Here is a 20,377-nt window from a genome sequence, read left to right on the forward strand (position 1 = left end):
GATGTCTACCCATGATCGAATCTGTCGACCATTTCCTCGAGCGCCTGAAGCAGCGCGACCCGGCCCAGCCCGAATTCCACCAGGCGGTGGAAGAAGTGCTGCGCAGCCTTTGGCCGTTCCTCGAAGCCAACCCACACTACCTGCAGGCCGGCATTCTCGAGCGCATGGTCGAACCCGAGCGCGCGGTGCTGTTCCGCGTGTCGTGGGTCGATGACCAAGGCAAGGTTCAGGTCAACCGCGGCTACCGCATCCAGATGAGCAGTGCCATCGGCCCCTACAAGGGCGGCCTGCGTTTCCACCCCTCGGTAAACCTGGGTGTGCTCAAGTTCCTGGCCTTCGAACAGGTATTCAAGAACTCCCTCACCTCGTTGCCCATGGGCGGCGGCAAGGGCGGCTCGGACTTCGACCCCAAGGGCAAGAGCGACGCCGAAGTGATGCGCTTCTGCCAGGCCTTCATGAGCGAGCTGTACCGCCACATCGGCGCCGACCTGGACGTGCCTGCCGGTGACATCGGTGTGGGCGCCCGCGAGATCGGCTTCATGTTCGGCCAATACAAGCGCCTGGCCAACCAGTTCACTTCGGTGCTGACCGGCAAGGGCATGACCTACGGCGGCAGCCTGATCCGCCCTGAAGCCACCGGCTATGGCTGTGTGTACTTCGCCGAAGAAATGCTCAAGCGTCAGGGCCTGCGCATCGACGGTCGTCGGGTGGCAATTTCCGGTTCCGGCAACGTTGCCCAGTACGCTGCGCGCAAGGTCATGGACCTGGGCGGCAAGGTGATCTCGCTGTCCGACTCCGAAGGCACCCTTTACGCCGAAGCCGGCCTGACCGACGCCCAGTGGGACGCCGTGATGGCGCTGAAGAACGTCAAGCGTGGCCGCATCAGCGAACTGGCCGATCAGTTCGGCCTGGAGTTCCGCAAGGGGCAGACGCCATGGAGCCTGCCGTGCGACATCGCCCTGCCGTGTGCCACGCAGAACGAACTGGGCAGCGAAGACGCCCGCACCCTGCTGCGCAATGGCTGCATCTGCGTAGCGGAAGGTGCCAACATGCCGACCACGCTGGAGGCTGTGGATATCTTCCTGGAGGCTGGCATCCTGTACGCACCGGGCAAGGCATCCAACGCCGGCGGCGTGGCCGTTTCGGGCCTGGAGATGTCACAGAACGCCATGCGCCTGCTGTGGACCGCCGGTGAAGTGGACAGCAAGCTGCACCACATCATGCAGTCGATCCACCATGCTTGCGTGCACTACGGTGAAGAGGCCGATGGCAAGATCAACTACGTGAAAGGCGCCAACATCGCCGGCTTCGTCAAAGTCGCGGACGCGATGCTGGCCCAGGGCGTGGTCTGATTCGAAAGATTGGGGCCGCGCAGCGGCCCCTTTGTTTCAGGCCTCACCCACGATACCCATCACCTCGATCACCTGGTCCCCCGCCGGCCGCCGCCAAATCACTTCATCCCCAGGCCCTGCGCCCAGCAATGCCCGCCCCAATGGCGACCCCCAATTGATCAGCCCCCGGCTGGCATCGGCTTCATCCTCCCCAACCAGTTGCACGGTCTGTTCCTGCCCCTGCTCATCGGCAAACCGCACCCGGCTGCCAATCTGCACCTTGCTGGTCGAGGTGGCAGCTGGCACCACCTGCGCGCTCTGCACCCTGGCGCTGAAATAACGCAAGTCACGCTCGGCATCGGCCAGGCGTTGCTTGTCGCCCTGTTCGCCCAGGGCCTGCAGCTCGGCACGCAAGGCATTGAGTTCGGCCACGCGCTGCTGCAGCTGGCGCAGGCCATTGGTGGTGACGTAGTTGGGCTGGTCGCTGACGTGCCGCTCCACCGGCTGGTCGGCCTGGGCGGCGGCTTGGTCCTCGTTGACGAATGCGCGGCTCATAGGGACCTCCTTTTGCTCAAAACAGCGTGAAAGAGCCGGTGGGTTCACACTCGCCGGCCTTGATGCGGCCGTCGTAGGAGCGGCCTTGTGTCGCGAAAGGGCTGCGCAGCGGCCCCGGCATTACTTGCCACGCCATAGGCCTTGGGGCCGCTGCGCGCCCCTTTCGCGACACAAGGCCCCTCCTACGAAGAGCAGGGCGCGTCAGTAGTGATACCACTTCAGCTCCAGCATCACCTCATTCTGGGCAGTAGCCAGGTGGCTGAACTCCCGTGAGGCACTCAGCCTCAGCCCCAGGTTCTGGCTGATCTCCCACTGCTGGTTCAGGCTCACACTGCGCCGCACTTCGCCATTGGTGAAGTAATCGCCTTTGGCTTCCAGTGTCATGTTGCCCAGCCCGTTGCGCCACAGCAGCCCGCCATTGAACCCCGCCGCCGGGGCGATGAACTGGGCGAAGTCGTTATGGTGCTCGACCCGCACCGTGCCCAAGGCAAAGCCCAGCAGCCCATCGGCCAACTGCCAGGTGCCGCCGGCACCGCCGTTGACATGGCTCACCAGCACTTCGTCGTCATGCTTGCCCGGCACCCGCTCCAGGCCACCGGCGACCTGCCACGACCAGGGCTTGAGCAGTTCGTTGCGAGGGGTCAGTGAGCGAATGGTGGCCAGGTCCAGGCGTTGCACTTGCCAGTCGTTGCCTTCGTACTGGCGCACCTTGAGCTGCAGGATCTCGATCTGCGCGCCGAGCGGGAAGCCGTAGGCATTGTCGTTCAGGTCGTGATACGCCATGCGCAGCCCGTATTCGGCATAGGCGCGGTCTTCCCGGGTGCCGACGCCAAGCTGCCAGGTGCGTGAGTCGTGCCCGTCCTCGGGCAGGCCGGGGCGTTCAATTTGCAGGGGCGGTGGCGGGTTGCGGTTGATCGCCCGCAACAGCTCGAAGCTGCGCCGTGCCTGGCCGGGGTCGCGCTCCTGGCCGTTGGCTCGGTAACGTTCCAGGCGGTAGGCGGCATCCTGCACCAAGGCCTGGCGCTCGCGGGGCAGGGCGGTGAATGCCGGGCTCTGCAACTGCGCAGTGTCGGCACTGACGGCCAGCACCTGGCGCTTCTCATCGAGGTCCAGCGGTTCGGCCCGGGCCAACAATTCCCGTTCACGCGAGGGCCGGTAGGTCTCGCTGGCGACCATGCCCGACTGTTTCACGGCCTTGACCGTGTCGGTGGGGATCGCGGTCAGCGGGAACTGCGAGGTCAGGTCCAGGCTCGGCCGCGCCACCTGCAGCAGTTCCAGCAGGCGGTAGGAGCAGTTTTCGTCGAAGAAGAAATAATCGAACTGGACTTGCTTGAGTTCCCACACATGCTCGACCATGCGCCCGGTTTCTTCCGGGGTGAGGTCCAGCTGGTACTCCCACAGGTCGCGGTTTTCCAGGCTGCGGTATTCCGAGAGTTTTTCCTGGTAGGGCATCAGGGCAAACAGCCCGGGATAGCCGCCCATCAGGCCCTTCCAGGCGTACAGGATGCTGTTGTCGCTGCCTTCGATATAGGCGCCGAAGTTGATGGCGTAACTCAGCAGCGTGGTGTCGTCGCTGCGCGTGTTGGACTGGTCGATGCGCAGCAGGGTATGGCCGAACATCGATGACGGGCTGTTCAGGTAGGCCGCCGGGAAGATCAGTGCCGCGCTGTGCGGGTCGACCGATTTGTACCAGGTCTTGAACTCCTGGCAGTCCGGCTGCGGCAAACCTTGCAGGCCCAGTTGCTCGGTCAGCCAGCGGGTGCGTGCGGGGAACACGCATTGGGCATGCTTGTCGCCCAGGCTGGCCGGGGCATACAGCGCTTGCACCGTAGCCCGCAGTTCCTGGTCCGGGTGGTGCGCACCGTCCTCGGCGAGGAAGAATTTGCGGTCGTCTACATAGCTGCGCCAGCCGCCGAGCTTGGCGGTTTCGTAATGGCCCAGGGCAATCCAGTAGGGGGTATTGGCCAGTTGCTGGAGACGGCCTTCATCCAGCGCAGGCGCGGCATGAACAGGGGCGCAGGCACACAGCGCCAGGTAAGCGAGGCGTTTGAGCATGTCGGGCAACTACTTCTTAACGATGCCGATAAAAAGGCGAAAACCCGCCCCGAGCGGGGCGGGAGCAGCTGCGCTTAGGCCTCGGTAGCGTACTTGGCCAGGCGTGGGTCGTTCTTCAGAACGGCCAGGGTGTTGCTGTGGACAGTTTCGGCATTCACGTCAGCGCTGCTGAAGATCTGGTTGAAGTGCTGGTGGGTGACCGAGTTGAAGTAGCCGCGGTCTTCCGGCGCCACACCCAGTACCACCGCGTAGGTGGTGAGTGCTTCGCCCTGGCCCATGGCCATGTCTTCGGACAGTTCGTTCATCATGCCATTCATGGCGAACCAGGACTTGCCGCCATAGGTCAGCGAGGCCTTGGTGGAGCAGCCGTTGGTGCCGGAGGTCATGCCGAAGGTGGCGTTACCGGACGTACCGTTGGTGGTGGATGCCAGGAAGTGAGCCGGCGTGCCGCGCTGGCCTTCGAACAGCATGTTGCCCCAGCCGCAGTTCGGGCCGCCTGGCGCTTCGGCCATGGCATTGAGTGAGACTACGGTGAACAGAGTACCCAGAAGAATCCGTTTCATAGCATTTGTTCTCTATTTGTCTTAACCAAGGGTCAGGGTTGCTGGCAACTCGGTTGCCAGGTCGGGAAAGCTTTTCACCCACCCGCGCAGCTTGGAGTTTAGGCACGATCTAAAGGTTGCGTCGTTGATTGCGAAAAATTTGCTTGGGTCGCTAATCGATACTGCGACATAAAGTCCCGCTGAGCCTTGCAAGGCGCGCGCGGGCAGCGCCAGAATGCTGCGTATCTGCCCCGCCGAAGTAAGGAAACCCAATGCCCGATCCCGTCGCTGCGCGCCTGCGTCTCGCGCCTGAAGCTTTGACCAGGCGTTTTTCCCCCGAGCAGTTTGCCTTTGCCAATACCGACGATCTGGAGCCGTTTCGCGGAGTCCTGGGCCAGGAACGTGCTGTCGAGGCCCTGCAGTTCGGCGTGGCCATGCCACGCCCTGGTTACAACGTGTATGTGATGGGCGAGCCCGGCACCGGGCGCTTCTCGTTCGTCAAGCGCTACCTCAAGGCCGAGGGCAAGCGCCAGCAGACCCCGGCCGACTGGGTCTACGTCAACCACTTCGATGACACCCGCGAGCCGCGGGCACTGGAGCTGCCGTCGGGCAGCGCCGCAGAATTCATCAGCGACATGGGCGGCCTGATCGACAACCTGCTGGCGACCTTCCCGGCGGTGTTCGAGCACCCGTCCTACCAGCAGAAGAAGGGCGCCATCGACCGCGCCTTCAACCAGCGTTACGACCGCGCCCTGGATGTCATCGAGCGCGCCTCGCTGGAAAAGGACGTGGCCCTGTATCGCGACGCCAGCAATGTCGCCTTCACCCCGATGGCCGACGGCAAGGCCCTGGACGAAGCCGAATTCGCCCAGCTGCCGGAAGAGGTCCGCGAGCAGTTTCACGAGGACATCGCCTTCCTTGAGGAGCGCCTCAATGAAGAACTGGCCAGCCTGCCACAGTGGAAGCGCGAGTCGAACAACCACCTGCGCCAGCTCAACGAAGAAACCATTACCCTGGCGCTGCAGCCATTGCTGGCGCCGCTGTCGGAAAAGTACGCCGAGAACGCCGCGGTGTGCGCCTACCTGCAATCGGTGCAGTTGAACCTGCTGCGTACCGTGGTCGAGCAACTGGTCGATGACAGCAAGACCGACGCCGTGGCGCGCAAGCTGCTCGAAGAGCAATACGCCCCAAGCCTGGTGGTCGGCCACCACGCCGTCGGTGGCGCCCCTGTGGTGTTCGAACCGCACCCAACTTACGACAACCTGTTCGGGCGGATCGAATACAGCACCGACCAAGGGGCGCTGTACACCTCCTACCGCCAACTGCGCCCAGGCGCGCTGCACCGTGCCAACGGTGGCTTCCTGATCCTTGAAGCGGAGAAGATGCTCGGCGAGCCGTTCGTCTGGGATGCGCTCAAGCGCGCCCTGCAGTCGCGCAAGTTGAAGATGGAGTCGCCGATCGGTGAGCTGGGCCGTGTCGCCAGCGTCAGCCTGACGCCGCAGATGATCCCGCTCAACGTCAAGCTGGTGATCATCGGCTCGCGTCAGCTGTACTACGCGTTGCAGGACCATGACCCGGACTTCCAGGAGATGTTCCGGGTGCTGGTGGATTTCGACGAAGACATGCCGATGGTCGACGAGAACCTCGAGCAGTTCGCCCAGCTGTTGCGCACCCGCACCAACGAGGAGGGCATGGCGCCGCTGACCAGCGATGCGGTGGCGCGCCTGGCCACCTACAGTGCGCGCCTGGCGGAAAACCAGTCGCGCCTGTCGGCGCGAATCGGTGACCTGTTCCAGCTGGTCAGCGAGGCCGATTTCATCCGCCAGCTGGCCAGTGACGAGATGACTGACGCCGGGCATATCGAGCGTGCGCTCAAGGCCAAGGCCACCCGCACCGGGCGCGTTTCGCAGCGCGTGCTCGACGACATGCTCGCCGGCATCATTCTGATCGACACCGAAGGCGCGGCTATCGGCAAGTGCAACGGCCTGACCGTGCTGGAGGTCGGCGACTCGGCGTTCGGCATGCCGGCGCGCATTTCCGCCACCGTCTACCCGGGCGGCAGCGGCATCGTCGACATCGAGCGCGAGGTCAACCTGGGCCAGCCGATCCACTCCAAGGGGGTGATGATCCTCACCGGTTACCTGGGCAGCCGCTATGCCCAGGAATTCCCCTTGGCGATTTCCGCGAGCATTGCCCTGGAGCAGTCCTACGGCTATGTGGACGGTGACAGTGCCTCGCTGGGTGAGGCCTGCACGCTGATCTCGGCACTGTCGCGCACCCCGCTCAAGCAGTGCTTCGCGATCACCGGCTCGATCAACCAGTTTGGTGAAGTGCAGGCGGTGGGTGGGGTCAACGAGAAGATCGAAGGCTTCTTCCGCCTGTGTGAGGCCCGTGGCCTGACGGGCGAGCAGGGGGTGATCATCCCGCGTGCCAATGTGGCGACATTGATGCTCGATGAGCGTGTGCTGCAGGCGGTCGAGAACGGCGTGTTCCACGTCTATGCGGTCAGCCAGGCTGACGAGGCGCTGAGCCTGCTGGTGGGTGAGGACGCCGGGGAGCAGGACGAGCAGGGCCAGTTCACCGAAGGCAGCGTCAACGCCCGGGTGGTCGAGCGCTTGCGCGAGATCGCCGAGATGATCAGCGAGGAAGACATCGAGAAGGCGGAAAAGGAACGCCTGGAAGAGGTGATTGCCCAGGCCAAGCCAGCCTGAGTCAATAAATCGGCGCTAGCGGCCATGTGCTACCGTTCAGCGCCGGTTTTCCATCTTTTTGCGCCGCTATTCTATGCTGGAACTTAGGACGGTATCAGGGTTCAGGATGGAAACAGCCCGAACGTTTCGAGCTGAATACGGCTTATTGGAGGGGGACGCGGCCATGCGCAACCTCTGCCTCACTCGCCAGTGCCTGGGCCTGGTGACGCGTATCGAATGCAGCATTCGCCCGCTGGCCGGTGATAACGGCATGTGGACCTTGCTGTTCGCTGCCGGCATGGCCGGTGAACAACCCTCAGCCATCAAGGCCCAAGGGCCGTTCCATGGGCCGTTGGTGGCCGAGTCGGTGCTCAACGCCATTGTCGACAGCCTGACCCTGCATGGGTACCAGGTGGCCGAGGATCCGCAGATCTGGTGCCTGCACCTGCAGGCGCAGTTGCGCCGGATCAACGGTGAACGTTGTCGCAACCTGGGGGATTACCAGTTCCATCCTGAAACCTGAGCGCCTCTTCTGGCCCAATCGCCGGCAAGCCGGCTCGCACTGGGGCCTCACTGCTTACCAAGGCAGTGGTGTACCTGAGGTAGCCGGCTTGTCGGCGGTTGCGCTGCACGGCAGCCCCCTTCAGGCCGGGCTTTTGCTGTAACAGGTGGCTGGCTATACTCGGCGTCGCTTTTTTAGTCACCTGACGAGTCCCAACCCTCCATGGAACGTATTCTCGAAAACGCGATGTATGCCTCGCGCTGGCTGCTCGCCCCCATCTACTTCGGCCTGTCCCTCGGCCTGTTGGCCTTGGCGCTGAAGTTTTTCCAGGAAGTCATCCACGTCCTGCCCAACGTCTTTGCCCTGAGCGAAGCCGACCTGATCCTGGTGATCCTGTCGCTGATCGACATGTCGCTGGTGGGCGGCCTGCTGGTCATGGTGATGATCTCCGGCTACGAGAACTTCGTCTCGCAGCTGGACATCGACGACAGCAAGGAGAAGCTCAACTGGCTGGGCAAGATGGACTCTTCGTCGCTGAAGATGAAGGTCGCCGCCTCGATCGTGGCCATTTCCTCCATCCACCTGCTGCGGGTGTTCATGGACGCGCAGAACATTTCTACCGACTACCTGATGTGGTACGTGATCATCCACATGACCTTCGTGGTGTCGGCGTTCTGCATGGGCTACCTGGACAAAGTCACCAAGCACTGAGTGCTTTCGGGCCCCATCGCCGGCGTACCGGTGCTGGGGCCAGCGCGGCCCAACTGACGAGCGGCGTCAGCAATGCCTTGTGTATTCCCTGGTCCTGTACGAAAAATGAGCACTCATGCCTGGTTCCAGCAGCGAGGTGCTCTCATGAACCTGCATCAGCTCAATACCGAGGCCAGGGCCGGCCATGTCGACGAAGTGAACCTGATCGCCATCGAAGGTGGTGATTATCTGCTCGAGGCCCGCATCAAGGGCCACGCCCACCCCCTTGCCGATACCCGCGGTGAACGCCTGCGCGTGCACTCGGTGGAAGACGCCCGCAAGTTGCTGCAAGCCATCCCGATGGTCTCGATGAACCTGGTGCACTGGTCTGTGCAGGACGAAATGTGCGGCATGGGTTCGCACCCCGAAGAAGACCTCAAGGTACCCATTTCCCAGCGTTCGGCCTGGTAGCTGCTCGCAGCTTCCCAGTGTGCTAGGCTGCTCGCCCTTTTCATCAAGGGCGCGGCTGCACTGCGCCCTGCAGTGGAGCACGACAATGTCCGAACTCAACCTGTCCACCGACGAAACCCGCGTAAGCTACGGCATCGGCCGTCAGCTGGGCGGCCAGCTGCGCGACAACCCGCCACCGGGCGTCAACCTGGAAGCGATCGTGGCCGGCCTGACCGACGCCTTCAACGGTGCCGACAGCCGCGTCAGCGAAGCCGACCTGTCGGCCAGCTTCAAGGTCATCCGTGACGTGATGCAAGCAGAAGCTGCTGCCAAGGCTGAAGCTGCGGCTGCCACCGGCAAGGAATTCCTGGCCGAGAACGCCAAGCGTGAAGGCATCACCACCCTCGCTTCGGGCCTGCAGTTCGAAGTGCTGACCGCTGGCGAAGGCGCCAAGCCGACCCGCGAAAGCAACGTGCGTACCCACTACCACGGCACGCTGATCGACGGCACCGTGTTCGACAGCTCCTACGAGCGTGGCCAGCCGGCTGAATTCCCGGTCGGTGGCGTGATCGCTGGCTGGACCGAAGCCCTGCAGCTGATGAACGCTGGCAGCAAATGGCGCCTGTATGTGCCGAGCGAGCTTGCCTACGGCGCCCAAGGCGTTGGCAGCATCCCGCCGCACAGCGTGCTGGTATTCGACGTCGAGCTGCTCGACGTTCTGTAATGCCTCTGGGGCCGCTTTGCGGCCCATTCGCGACACAAGGCCGCTCCTACAGGCCCATGATGCTCTTGTAGGAGCGGCCTTGTGTCGCGAACGAGGGCAAAGCCCTCGCTATGCCGATCAATTCCAGTCTGTTCCCACCGGGCGCAATGCCCGCGCATAGCAAAACAGGAACAGATTGCGCACCAGCTCCTTGAGCACCACCGGCTCACTCGAATTCAGCCCGCTCATGTCCAGGTCGCCCTGGTCACGCAGCTCGTCGAGCGCTTCTTCTTCGAGCATGGCGCACACTTCGCCGGTTTCGCGATGCAGGATGCGCAGGTAAGGGTGGGGGCGGTCCAGCCAGGCGTCGATCAGATAAGTCATGGCTATTCTCCTTGGATAGCAGTCCAATGAGAATAATTCTTATTATCAAAATAGCAAGAGACTATTGGCTGTTTTTTATGTAATCAGACCTTGCGCACGAATTCCGACTTCAGCTTCATGGCGCCAATGCCGTCGATCTTGCAGTCGATGTCGTGGTCGCCGTCGCACAGGCGGATGTTCTTGACCTTGGTGCCGACCTTGACCACCAGGGAGGAGCCTTTGACCTTGAGGTCCTTGATCACGGTGACGGTGTCGCCGTCCTGCAGCACGTTGCCCACCGAATCCTTTTTCACCACGTCATCGCTGCCGGCATCGGCTTCGCCGTTGGCCGACCACTCGTGGGCGCATTCGGGGCAGATCAGCTGGGTGCCATCCTCGTAGGTGTATTCAGAATTGCATTTGGGGCAGGGCGGCAAAGTGCTCACTTCGGTTCCTTAAACAGACAGACGGTTAAAGGCCCATATTGTATAAGGTTTTAACGGGGAAGTGTTTTTGTCCGTACAAATGCATCGCGGGCAAGCCTGCTCCTCTGGAACCACGCGGATCCTGTGGAGCGGGCTTGCCCGCGAAGAGGGTGGCGCGATCTTAGTGTGTGCGCGCTACCGCAAACTCACTCAGCTCGACCAGTGCATCCCGGTATTGGCTGGCCGGCAGCACTTCCAGGCACTCAATGGCCCGCTTCACGTAATCACGTGCCAGCTGCGCGGTGTAGTCCAGCGCACCCGAAGCTTCGACCGCCACGCGGATCTGCTCCAGGTCTTCCAGGCCACCCTTCTGGATCGCCTTGCGCACCAGTGCAGCCTGCTCTGGCGTGCCTTCACGCATGGTGTAGATCAGCGGCAGGGTTGGCTTGCCTTCGGCCAGGTCGTCGCCGACGTTCTTGCCCAGGGTCTGCGAATCGCCTTTGTAGTCCAGCAGGTCGTCGACCAGCTGGAAGGCCACGCCCAGGTGGTCGCCGAAGGTGCGCAGGGCCTCGCGCTGCTCGTCGGTGGCACCGGCCAGCGCGGCGGCGCTGTGGGTCGAGGCCTCGAACAGCATGGCGGTCTTGCCGCGGATGACCTCCATGTACACCTCTTCGGTGGTGCTGGCATCGCGCACGCGCGACAGCTGCAGCACTTCGCCTTCGGCGATCACCCGGGTGGCCTTGGAGAGGATCTGCATGACCGGCATGGAGCCCAGCTCGACCATCATTTCGAACGAGCGCGAATAAAGGAAGTCGCCCACCAGCACGCTCGGTGCGTTGCCCCACAGGGCATTGGCGGTGGAGCGGCCGCGGCGCATGCCGGACATGTCGACCACATCGTCGTGCAGCAGGGTGGCGGTGTGCAGGAACTCGATGGTTGCGGCGAGCAGGCGCAGGTCGTCACCCTCGCGGCCCAGGGCCTTGCCGCACAGCAGCACCAGCAGGGGGCGCAGGCGCTTGCCGCCGGCCGACGTGATATAGTCGCCGATCTTCGATACCAGCGGCACGCGCGAGGTCAGCTGCTTCTTGATGATCTCGTCGACGGCGCTGAAATCGTCAGCTACCGCGCGGTAGAAGGTTTGGGGTTGCATCGGCTGCTCCAGTGAGGTTGCGCGGCATGCTAGGTCGCGGGTCCCGGTGTGTCAAGGCGCGCCGCCCGGTGAGCGGGGCCGGTACTTGCAAGCAAAACCCGGGTTGCGTACAATCGCGCACCCTAACTTCCTGGGCAGCACCTGCCTTACGCAATTGCGCCGGGCCGTTCCAGCCCTGTGCAGCCATGCCAGCCAATACTCATCATATAAAGCGCTGGGTGAGCAGGATTATCGGAGAAATACCCATGTCTTACGCAGTAATCGTTACCGGCGGCAAGCAGTACAAAGTCGCTGAAGGTGAATTCCTCAAAATCGAAAAGCTGGAAATCGCCACTGGCGAATCCGTGACTTTCGATCGCGTTCTGCTGGTTGCCAACGGTGAAGAAGTCACCATCGGCGCTCCAGTCGTCGCTGGCGCTAAAGTTGTTGCCGAAGTCGTTTCGCAAGGCCGTCACGATAAAGTACGCATCATCAAGTTCCGTCGTCGTAAGCACCACATGAAGCGTATGGGCCACCGCCAGTGGTTCACCGAGATCAAAATCACCGGTATCCAGGCTTAATCGCTCAGATCCCCTGAATTTATTTGGAGAATTGAACCATGGCTCACAAGAAGGCTGGTGGTAGTACTCGTAACGGTCGCGACTCAGAATCGAAACGCCTTGGCGTGAAGATGTATGGCAGCCAGGTCGTCAAGGCCGGCAACATCATCGTCCGTCAGCGCGGCACCCAGTTCCACGCCGGCTACGGCGTTGGCATGGGCAAGGATCACACCCTGTTCGCCAAGATCGAAGGCGTGATCAAGTTCGAGAAGAAAGGCGAGTTCAACCGCCGTTACGTGAGCATCGTCGCCGCTTAATCGCGACGTCGCTCCAGAAGCCCCGTCATGCGACGGGGCTTTTTCGTTTGTGGTGAGCCTCTTGCAAAGCTGTTTGTATGGGCTGCCGGCGTGGGTTTCTTCGGTCGTACGGGGCCGCCGCGCTCATTTTTGCAAGAGCCTCAGGTTTTTTAAGTATTCAGCTCGTCGGAAGGCGAGAGGCGGTTTTTGAATGAAGTTTGTTGACGAAGTATCCATCCGGGTCAAGGCCGGTGATGGCGGTAACGGTTGCATGAGCTTCCGTCGCGAGAAGTTCATCGAGAACGGTGGCCCCAACGGGGGTGACGGTGGCGATGGCGGCTCGGTGTACATGGTGGCCGACGAAAACCTCAACACCCTGGTTGACTACCGCTACACCCGTCACCACGAAGCCCAGCGCGGCGCCAACGGTGGCAGCACCGATTGCACCGGCAAGAAGGGTGAGGACCTGTTCCTGCGTGTGCCGGTCGGTACCACGGTGATCGACGCTTCCACCCAGGAAGTGATCGGTGACCTGGTCACCCCTGGCCAGAAGCTGATGGTCGCCCAAGGCGGCTGGCACGGCCTGGGCAACACCCGTTTCAAATCCAGCACCAACCGTGCGCCGCGCCAGACCACCCCAGGCAAGCCGGGTGACCAGCGCGACCTGAAGATGGAGCTGAAAGTCCTGGCCGACGTGGGCCTGCTGGGCCTGCCGAATGCCGGCAAGAGCACCTTCATCCGTTCGGTGTCGGCCGCCAAGCCGAAGGTTGCCGACTACCCATTCACCACCCTGGTGCCGAACCTGGGCGTGGTCAGCGTCGACCGCTGGAAGAGCTTCGTCGTTGCCGACATCCCTGGCCTGATCGAAGGCGCATCCGACGGTGCCGGCCTGGGTATCCGCTTCCTCAAGCACCTGGCCCGTACTCGCGTGCTGCTGCACCTGGTCGACCTGGCGCCGCTGGACGGCAGCAGCCCGGCCGATGCCGCTGAAGTGATCATCAACGAGCTGACCCGCTTCAGCCCGTCGCTGACCGACCGTGAGCGCTGGCTGGTGCTGAACAAGGCGGACATGCTGATGGACGACGAGCGCGACGAGCGCGTCAAGGAAGTGGTCGAGCGTCTGCAGTGGGAAGGCCCGGTCTACGTGATCTCGGCCATCGCCAAGCAGGGCACCGAGCAGCTCACTCATGACCTGATGCGCTACATCGAAGACCGTGCCGATCGCCTGGCCAATGACCCGGCCTACGCTGAAGAGCTGGCCGACCTCGACCAGCGCATCGAAGACGAAGCCCGTGCCCAGCTGCAGGCCCTGGACGACGCCCGTACCCTGCGTCGTACTGGCGTCAAGAGCGTGCATGACATCGGCGACGATGACGCGTGGGACGATGATTTCGAGGACGACGAAGACGGCCCGGAAATCATTTACGTGCGCGACTGACCGGTTGCAGTACACTAAACGCCGCTCTCTGGAGCGGCGTTTTTGTATCCACGGTATCTACAGATTCGACATAGGTTGGAAGAGAAGATGCGAAGCAAGGTGACTGGCGCCAAGCGCTGGGTCGTGAAGATCGGTAGTGCGCTGCTCACGGCCGATGGCAAGGGCCTCGACCGCGGTGCCATGGCCGTATGGGTCGAGCAGATGGTTGCCCTGCGTGAGGCGGGCGTTGAGTTGGTGCTGGTGTCCTCCGGGGCCGTGGCTGCCGGCATGAGCCAGCTGGGCTGGACCGCACGACCGAGCGCGATGAACGAGCTGCAGGCTGCCGCTTCGATCGGCCAGATGCGCCTGGTGCAGGCGTGGGAGTCGAGCTTTGGCGAGCATGGCAAGCACACCGCGCAGATCCTTCTGACTCACGACGACCTGTCCGACCGCAAGCGTTACCTCAACGCCCGCAGCACGCTGCGTACGTTGGTCGACTTGGGCGTGGTGCCGGTGATCAACGAAAACGACACCGTGGTTACCGACGAGATCCGCTTCGGCGACAACGATACCCTGGCCGCGTTGGTGGCGAACCTGGTCGAAGCCGACCTGCTGGTGATCCTCACCGACCGTGACGGCATGTTCGACGCCGACCCACGCAACAATCCAGAGGCACAGCTGATCTACGAGGCCCGTGCCGATGACCCGTCGCTCGACGCCGTAGCCGGCGGTACCGGCGGTGCCCTGGGCCGTGGCGGCATGCAGACCAAGTTGCGCGCCGCGCGCCTGGCAGCCCGTTCCGGCGCCCATACCATCATCATCGGTGGCCGTATCGAACGCGTACTCGACCGCCTCAAGGCTGGCGAGCGTCTGGGTACCCTGCTGTCGCCTGAGCGCGGCATGCTGGCGGCGCGCAAGCAGTGGCTGGCTGGCCACTTGCAAACCCGCGGCACGCTGGTGCTGGACGCCGGTGCGGTTCAGGCCCTGCGCCAGGCCAACAAGAGCCTGCTGCCGGTAGGCGTGAAGACCGTCCAAGGCAGCTTCCGCCGTGGCGAAATGGTGGTGTGCGTAGGCCCGGACGGCCTTGAAGTGGCGCGTGGCCTTGCCAACTACAGCGCGCTGGAAGCACAGAAAATCATTGGCCAATCGTCCGATGCCATCGAGTCCCTGCTTGGCTACAGTGCCGAGCCGGAGCTGGTCCACCGCGACAACCTGGTGCTGGTATGAACATGCTCAAGCGCGTGATTGCCGTGGCAGCCCTGGCGCTGCCGATGCTGGCAGGGGCCGAGGAAATCGGCCAGGTATCTACTGTGTTCAAGTTCGTCGGGCCCAACGATCGCATCGTGGTCGAGGCGTTCGACGACCCCAAGGTCGAAGGTGTGACCTGCTACCTGTCGCGCGCCAAGACGGGCGGAGTGAAGGGTGGCCTGGGCCTGGCCGAGGACCGTGCGGAGGCGTCGATTGCTTGCCGCCAGGTCGGGCCGATCAACTTCAAGGGTGAGTTGAAAGACGGTGAGGAGGTGTTCAAGGAGCGCACCTCGCTGGTGTTCAAGACCATGCAGGTGGTGCGCTTCCTGGACAAGAAGCGCAATACACTGGTGTACCTGGTGTACAGCGACCGCATGATCGAAGGCAGCCCGCAGAATGCGGTGACGGCGATTCCGATTCTGCCTTGGGCTCACTGATACTTTAGGGGAGGCCTTTGGCCTCCTTTCGCGACACGAGGCCGCTCCTACAGGCGAACGTATATGCCTGTAGGAGCGGCCTCGTGTCGCGAAAGGGCCGCAAAGCGGCCCCAGTTCCTCAGGCCAGCTCCTCTGCCTGATCCTCGCGCACGATCGCTTTCTCCACATCACGTCGGCTGATGTACTTCCAGTCCGCCTCGTCGATATAGATGCCATTCGGCCCGCTACCGCCTTCCAGGTCGATCGCCACATGCGCCGATACCTGTGGCTTCACGCTCGCCAGAATCGGCACGAAGCCCAGTTGCAGGCTGGTCTCCAGCAGTGCGGCCTGGTTGCGCTCGTCGATGTCCGCCGCTTCGTCGAGGTAGTAAGGCAGGCGGATGCGCCCGGCCAGGTCGCGGTCCATCAAGTGCAGCAACAGGTACATGTTGGTCAGCGCCTTGATGGTCATGGTGGTGCCGTTGGAAGCGGCGCCGTCGATGTCGGCGTGGATCACCGGCTGGCTGTTGATCTTGGTGATCTCGAAAGCCAGTTCGAACAGGTCTTTGAGGCCCAGCTGGTTGTGGTTGGCCGCCACCAGCCGTGCCAGGTATTCCTTGGCTTCTTCGTTCTTGTGATCCTGCTCCGAATTCTGAGTCAGGTCGAACACCGACAAGGTCTCGCCTTCCTCGTACTGGCCGGCGCTGTGGATGATCTGGTCGATGTGCTTGAGCGCTTCCTTGTTCGGCGCCAGTACCACGCGGAAGCTCTGCAGGTTGGAAACCTGGCGCTTGTTGATCTCGCGGTTGAACAGGGCCAGCTGGTGTTCGAGGCTGTCGTAGTCGCTGCGGATGTTGCGCAGGGTGCGGGCGATGTCGGTGACTGCGGCGCGGCGCGCCTTGGCCAGGGTCAGGGCCTCGTCGGTGCGGTGCGCATAGGCATTGACCAGCAGTTGCAGGCGCCGCTCCATGTCGTCTTCGCTGTCGAACTTGGCCACACCCTTGAGGCGTACCTGGGCGTACAGCGCCTCGATCTGGTTGTCGACGCGCTGCAGGCCCTGCCAGCTGTCCTGGTAATCGTTGAGCAGGGGCAACAGGTTGTCCATGGAGTCGTCGACCGCTTCCATGAACGGCGTACCGAACGGCAGGTCGGCAGGCAGCAGCTGGCGACGGCGCAAGGCGTCTTCCAGGGTGCGCTGCTTGGCTTCCAGGTCGGCGATCTGGCGGCCGACCAGCTGCAGCTTGGCCGACAGTTGCTGGACGCGCTCGGTGAACGCATCGCTGGAGCGCTTGAGTTCGTCCTGGGCCGCCTCCAGTTGCGCCAGCTGCTCCATCTTCTCCGGTTCTTCAGCCGCCAGGGTTTCGCTGCGACGGTAGTCCTCCAGGGCCTTCTGCGCATCCAGCACCTGTTGGTACAGGGCTTCGGTCTGCGCTTTGGACGCGGTACGGTCGGCGGCCACCGATTGCTGGGTCTTGAGCTGCTTGAGCTCGCGCTCCAGGCGGTCCTTCTGGTCGCGCAGGGCGGCGCGGTCGGCCAGGGCTTGCAGGGCCGGTGGGTCGATGTGCGAAAGGTCGATGGAAATGCCTGGGGCCTCGAAGCGCTCGCCCTTGAAGCCATCGAGCACCGCTTCCAGCGATTTCACCCACAGGTCGCTATCGTCCAGTTCGATACCGCGCTCGCCCAGCGGCAGGCTGAACAGTGCGCCGTTGAACAGGCGCATCAGGCGGTCGACGTCTGCCTGCGAAAACTCTTCGCGCAGGCGGGCGTAGCTGTTGTTGTCGGCGTGGTCGAGCTGCTGCTTGACCTGCTTGAGGCGCTTTTCCAGGTCGCGCACACGCTCGTCGAGGTCCTCGGCAGAGAACTGCCGCGACTGGGCCAGGGCGCCAGCCAGTTCGTCGTGGGCATCCTTGGCGGCCAGCAACTGCTGCTCCAGCACTTTGACGTCATCAACCAGGGCGAAGCGGTGCTTGAGTACCGACAGCTCGCCGAGCCAGCGCTGGATACCGGTGATTTCACGCTCCAGGCGCATCAGCTCCTGGGTGCCGCCACGCTGGTCGTTCTGCAGGCGGTCCTGCTCGCCCCGGTAGTGCTCGGCCTGGATTACCAGCTCTTCCTTGCGCGCCATGGCGTATTCCTGCCAGGTGCCCAGCAGGTTGTCGAGCAGTGGCGAGAGGCGGTGCAGCTTGCCGCGCAGGATGTCGCGCTGGGCCACGCCGCCGGCCAGGGCTTCGACCAGGGGGCCGGCGGCAACCAGGGCGTTGTAGTCCTGCTCCATGCGGCGTACGTCGCGGAAGGCTTCTTCGCAGGCGGCGATGTAGTCGACGCTGCCCGAGCGCAGGCTGTGCTCGAACGCGTCGAGGAACAGCTGTTTGAGCTTGGCGGCGGTGATTTCGCGCATGTGCAGCAGGTTGATGAACAGTGCGCGGAAGGTTTTCAGGCTCTGCTCGCTGGTCGAGCGCAGCGGGATCATGGTCAGGTCCAGCGGCACCGAGGTGTGGCCGCCGACCAGCAACCGGCGCAGTTCGTCCGGCTTGAGCTCGTAGGCTTTGAGGCCCAGGCGCTCGAGGTTGGTGAACAGCTCTTTCTGGCGCAGGCAGGTGTCGTTCTTCTGGTAGTGATCCAGGTCCAGTTCACCCTTGTAGGCAAAGAACTGGTGGCCGAAACCGCCACCCGGCCCGCGACCGACCACGCCGATCACGTGGGGGCCGTGGGGCAGATTAAGTTCGCAGAGGATGTACGAGGTGTCGCTGGCGAAGTAGAAACGGCGCGATTGCTCCAGGCTGTACTTGCCGAAGCTCATGTCGGACATGCGCGCCAGGATCGGGAACTGCAGGGCGTTGATCGAGGCGGACTTGCCCAGGTTGTTGGCGCCGTAGACCGACAGCGGGTGCTCCAGCGGGAACAGGCCCAGGCTGTAGCCGGCGGTGTTGAGCAATGCGAAGCGGCGGATGCCGTAGCGTTCCTGGCTCATGCGTCAATCTCCTGTTGCTCTTCGCGGATGGCCCGGGCCAGGGCCTCTTCTTCGCTTTCTTCGCCCTCGAACGGGGTGAGGTCGAGCGGGTCGTCGGTGCGGGCCAGTGCTTCGGGGCTTTCTTCCTCGACCAGCACCGGCGTTGGCAGCGGCAGGTCGCTGTGCAGGCTGGCGGCCAGGTCGCGGTCCTGCTGCACCGACAGGCACACATCGAGGAAACGGTGCATCGGCGGCAGGAAGCGGTAGATCCCGCCTTCTTCGTGGGCGAAGCCGAGCTGGGTCATGCGGCGCATGATCTTTTCTTCCAGCTCGTCGACAGTCTGCACTTCAGCCTGCAGGAACAGGTCACGGTATTTTTCCAGCAGCGAGGGCAGCTCGTCGCGCCCGATGCTGCCGCCGTCGAGCACCGCCATCGGGTCGCGGCCCTGGTCGGCCAGGTGTTCGACCAGGATGAAGGTGAACAGCGACAGGCGTTGGGCGGTCTTGTTGACCTGCGCGGCGGCCTGCTCGGGGACGAAGTAATAGAAGCCGCGGGTATCGCACACCAGCTCGAAGCCCAAAGCCTTGAACAGGGTGCGGTACTGGTCCTGGAAGTTCGACAGCTGGGCGTACAGCTCCGGGTCGCGGCGGCTGACGTGGAACCCTTTGAACAGCTCGCGGAAGATCGGCGCGAGCTGGGACAGTTCGGAAAGATCAAGATGCATTGGCTGGGCTCGCGTTGGTTTCAGGTTGCGCTTCGCGGCTGGATGTCAGGGCGAACGAGCGCAGGCTGACCAGGTGTTCGTGGGTGGTGTACTCGCGGCGTTCGAGGCGTTCGCGCTTGAAACGCTTCTCACGCGACAGGCGCGAGAACCAGTACAACAGTTCGTCGGTGGCGCCTTCGGGCTCCTGGTCCAGCAGCCAGACCATCAGGTCAGGCAGTGGCAGGGCATCCTCGCAGCGTTCGAGCATTTCCTTGACCGTGCGTGGCGCGCGCGGCAGCGGGCCAGTCTGGGTCTTGTGCGCCTTGGGGAACTTGGCCGGTTTCGGCTCGAAGCGGGCGAGGGCATAGACGTACGCCTCGACCTGGCTGGCGCTGCCCAGGAAGGTACTCTGCGGCCGGGTGAACAATGGCATGGCGGCCTGCGGCACGGCGTCGATACCCTTGCGCCGGATCACCGACAGGGCCAGGGCGGCGCCGCGGGTCACGGCATTGTGCCGGCGCGCTTCTTCGCGCAGCGGCAGCAGCAGTTCACGGGCGTGGCGCAGGGTCAGCTGGGCGCTGGTCTGCATCTCGAGGATGCGCGCATGGGTGCGCAGCAGCATGTCGTCGTCGACCAGATGGCCCAGGCGCGCCTGTTCGCCGAGCAGTTTCAGCAGCACGGTCTCGACCTTGCGCACGCCCTGTTCGAAGGCGCCGTCGGCATTGACCAGCTGGATCATCGGCTCGACGTATTCGTCCCAGGTCGCCAGGACTTCGGCATAACGCTGGCGTAGCGGGATCTGGCGGTTGCTGGTCTTGGCCCGTTCGGCCACGGCGACCAGCGCCTGTTCGTCGTTGTCGAGCTTTTTCAGCACGTCGCGCACGCGCATGTCGAGCAGGCGCAGCTGGCGCGCCAGGTCATCGCTGTCGCGGTTGTCGAAGGCATCCTGAATGTGCCCGGCAAGGCGCTCCAGGTGGCGCAGGTAGGCCTCGATCTCCAGGCACAGGCCCAGGCGGTGCTCGCGGCGCAGGTAGGCGAGGAAGTCGTGGATCTGGGCGTTGAGCTCGAAACGGTTCGGGCTCTTGGCCACCGGGACCAGGATATCCAGGCGGATCCACACGTCGAGCAGCTGGGTGATGTCCTGCGGCGTGCTTTCCACTTGCTGGCGGCCCAGCTGCTGGCGCAGTTCGACCAGGCTCAGGGTGCCTTGGTCGAAACGCTCGCACAGCGGCTCGATGAGGGCCCAGTGTTCGGCTAGGGCGCGCAGGACGCGCTTGGGTTCGATCATTGGCGTCTACTCGTTGCCAAGTAAAAAGGGGGCGATTGTACTGCATCATGGGGGGAGGATTTC

General features: G+C 63.3%; 20 protein-coding genes. 11 read left to right on the forward strand and 9 right to left on the reverse strand.

Annotation, left to right across the window (positions count from 1 at the left end):
• Positions 1 to 11: 11 nt before the first annotated feature.
• Complete coding sequence (gene gdhA, locus ACMGGN_RS00310) at positions 12 to 1,352, forward strand: NADP-specific glutamate dehydrogenase (protein ID WP_046784598.1); 1,341 nt, start codon at positions 12 to 14, stop codon at positions 1,350 to 1,352.
• Between the two features lie 36 nt (positions 1,353 to 1,388).
• Here gdhA and ACMGGN_RS00315 read toward each other — a convergent pair whose 3' ends face one another.
• From ACMGGN_RS00315 to ACMGGN_RS00325, 3 genes are all read right to left on the reverse strand, one after another.
• Positions 1,389 to 1,886, reverse strand: a complete 498-nt coding sequence (locus ACMGGN_RS00315) for a GreA/GreB family elongation factor (RefSeq protein ID WP_119687790.1) — start codon at positions 1,884 to 1,886, stop codon at positions 1,389 to 1,391.
• Positions 1,887 to 2,087: 201 nt separating this feature from the next.
• Positions 2,088 to 3,941 carry a DUF4105 domain-containing protein gene (locus ACMGGN_RS00320; protein WP_414156370.1) on the reverse strand — a complete coding sequence of 618 codons (1,854 nt, stop codon included), beginning with the start codon at positions 3,939 to 3,941 and terminating at the stop codon, positions 2,088 to 2,090.
• Between the two features lie 74 nt (positions 3,942 to 4,015).
• The gene (locus ACMGGN_RS00325; protein WP_012316307.1) at positions 4,016 to 4,504 is read right to left on the reverse strand and encodes a DUF3015 domain-containing protein; all 489 of its coding nucleotides are present in this window, start codon (positions 4,502 to 4,504) and stop codon (positions 4,016 to 4,018) included.
• Between the two features lie 251 nt (positions 4,505 to 4,755).
• On the opposite strand from ACMGGN_RS00325, the gene ACMGGN_RS00330 reads away from it, so the two are divergent.
• The 5 genes from ACMGGN_RS00330 (at position 4,756) to ACMGGN_RS00350 (ending at position 9,539) form a co-directional block, all read left to right on the forward strand.
• Positions 4,756 to 7,194 carry a Lon protease family protein gene (locus ACMGGN_RS00330; protein WP_046784595.1) on the forward strand — a complete coding sequence of 813 codons (2,439 nt, stop codon included), beginning with the start codon at positions 4,756 to 4,758 and terminating at the stop codon, positions 7,192 to 7,194.
• 163 nt (positions 7,195 to 7,357) lie between these two features.
• Positions 7,358 to 7,696, forward strand: a complete 339-nt coding sequence (locus ACMGGN_RS00335) for a hypothetical protein (RefSeq protein WP_012316305.1) — start codon at positions 7,358 to 7,360, stop codon at positions 7,694 to 7,696.
• Positions 7,697 to 7,897: 201 nt separating this feature from the next.
• Positions 7,898 to 8,386 carry a TIGR00645 family protein gene (locus ACMGGN_RS00340; protein WP_012316304.1) on the forward strand — a complete coding sequence of 163 codons (489 nt, stop codon included), beginning with the start codon at positions 7,898 to 7,900 and terminating at the stop codon, positions 8,384 to 8,386.
• 144 nt (positions 8,387 to 8,530) lie between these two features.
• Complete coding sequence (locus tag ACMGGN_RS00345) at positions 8,531 to 8,836, forward strand: DUF6482 family protein (RefSeq protein ID WP_046784593.1); 306 nt, start codon at positions 8,531 to 8,533, stop codon at positions 8,834 to 8,836.
• A gap of 85 nt (positions 8,837 to 8,921) precedes the next feature.
• Complete coding sequence (locus ACMGGN_RS00350; protein WP_012316302.1) at positions 8,922 to 9,539, forward strand: FKBP-type peptidyl-prolyl cis-trans isomerase; 618 nt, start codon at positions 8,922 to 8,924, stop codon at positions 9,537 to 9,539.
• Between the two features lie 117 nt (positions 9,540 to 9,656).
• Here ACMGGN_RS00350 and ACMGGN_RS00355 read toward each other — a convergent pair whose 3' ends face one another.
• The 3 genes from ACMGGN_RS00355 to ACMGGN_RS00365 all read right to left on the reverse strand — a co-directional run bounded on the left by ACMGGN_RS00355 (position 9,657) and on the right by ACMGGN_RS00365 (position 11,456).
• A complete protein-coding gene (locus tag ACMGGN_RS00355) occupies positions 9,657 to 9,902 on the reverse strand; it encodes a hypothetical protein (RefSeq protein WP_039603155.1) in 246 nt (81 codons plus the stop codon).
• A gap of 83 nt (positions 9,903 to 9,985) precedes the next feature.
• The gene (locus tag ACMGGN_RS00360; protein ID WP_012316300.1) at positions 9,986 to 10,327 is read right to left on the reverse strand and encodes a zinc ribbon domain-containing protein YjdM; all 342 of its coding nucleotides are present in this window, start codon (positions 10,325 to 10,327) and stop codon (positions 9,986 to 9,988) included.
• A 160-nt stretch (positions 10,328 to 10,487) separates the two neighbouring features.
• Positions 10,488 to 11,456, reverse strand: a complete 969-nt coding sequence (locus ACMGGN_RS00365) for a polyprenyl synthetase family protein (RefSeq protein ID WP_039603156.1) — start codon at positions 11,454 to 11,456, stop codon at positions 10,488 to 10,490.
• A 245-nt stretch (positions 11,457 to 11,701) separates the two neighbouring features.
• On the opposite strand from ACMGGN_RS00365, the gene rplU reads away from it, so the two are divergent.
• The 5 genes from rplU (at position 11,702) to ACMGGN_RS00390 (ending at position 15,393) form a co-directional block, all read left to right on the forward strand.
• The gene (rplU, locus tag ACMGGN_RS00370; protein WP_008092021.1) at positions 11,702 to 12,016 is read left to right on the forward strand and encodes a 50S ribosomal protein L21; all 315 of its coding nucleotides are present in this window, start codon (positions 11,702 to 11,704) and stop codon (positions 12,014 to 12,016) included.
• Positions 12,017 to 12,054: 38 nt separating this feature from the next.
• Positions 12,055 to 12,312, forward strand: a complete 258-nt coding sequence (rpmA, locus tag ACMGGN_RS00375; RefSeq protein WP_008092023.1) for a 50S ribosomal protein L27 — start codon at positions 12,055 to 12,057, stop codon at positions 12,310 to 12,312.
• 190 nt (positions 12,313 to 12,502) lie between these two features.
• Positions 12,503 to 13,729, forward strand: coding sequence for an Obg family GTPase CgtA (gene cgtA / locus ACMGGN_RS00380; protein WP_046784592.1), 1,227 nt, complete (start codon positions 12,503 to 12,505; stop codon positions 13,727 to 13,729).
• 87 nt (positions 13,730 to 13,816) lie between these two features.
• The gene (gene proB, locus ACMGGN_RS00385; protein ID WP_012316297.1) at positions 13,817 to 14,935 is read left to right on the forward strand and encodes a glutamate 5-kinase; all 1,119 of its coding nucleotides are present in this window, start codon (positions 13,817 to 13,819) and stop codon (positions 14,933 to 14,935) included.
• Positions 14,932 to 15,393: a CreA family protein gene (locus ACMGGN_RS00390; protein ID WP_039603157.1), complete on the forward strand. Its 462-nt coding sequence runs from the start codon at positions 14,932 to 14,934 to the stop codon at positions 15,391 to 15,393. Before proB ends, ACMGGN_RS00390 begins: the two co-directional genes overlap by 4 nt.
• 118 nt (positions 15,394 to 15,511) lie before the next feature.
• On the opposite strand, the gene mksF is transcribed toward ACMGGN_RS00390, so the two are convergent.
• The 3 genes from mksF to mksB are packed head-to-tail and all read right to left on the reverse strand — an operon-like array spanning position 15,512 to position 20,314.
• Entirely contained in the window at positions 15,512 to 18,343 is a 2,832-nt protein-coding gene (mksF, locus tag ACMGGN_RS00395; protein WP_115273842.1) for an Mks condensin complex protein MksF, read from the reverse strand.
• Positions 18,340 to 19,047, reverse strand: a complete 708-nt coding sequence (gene mksE, locus ACMGGN_RS00400) for an Mks condensin complex protein MksE (protein WP_046784590.1) — start codon at positions 19,045 to 19,047, stop codon at positions 18,340 to 18,342. The genes mksF and mksE overlap by 4 nt, the downstream gene beginning before the upstream one ends.
• Positions 19,037 to 20,314: an Mks condensin complex protein MksB gene (gene mksB / locus ACMGGN_RS00405; protein WP_012316293.1), complete on the reverse strand. Its 1,278-nt coding sequence runs from the start codon at positions 20,312 to 20,314 to the stop codon at positions 19,037 to 19,039. The genes mksE and mksB overlap by 11 nt, the downstream gene beginning before the upstream one ends.
• Between the last annotated feature and the right edge of the window lie 63 nt (positions 20,315 to 20,377).

It is taken from the genome of Pseudomonas sp. BNK-30, from assembly GCF_047456185.1.
Lineage (GTDB): Bacteria > Pseudomonadota > Gammaproteobacteria > Pseudomonadales > Pseudomonadaceae > Aquipseudomonas > Aquipseudomonas putida_E.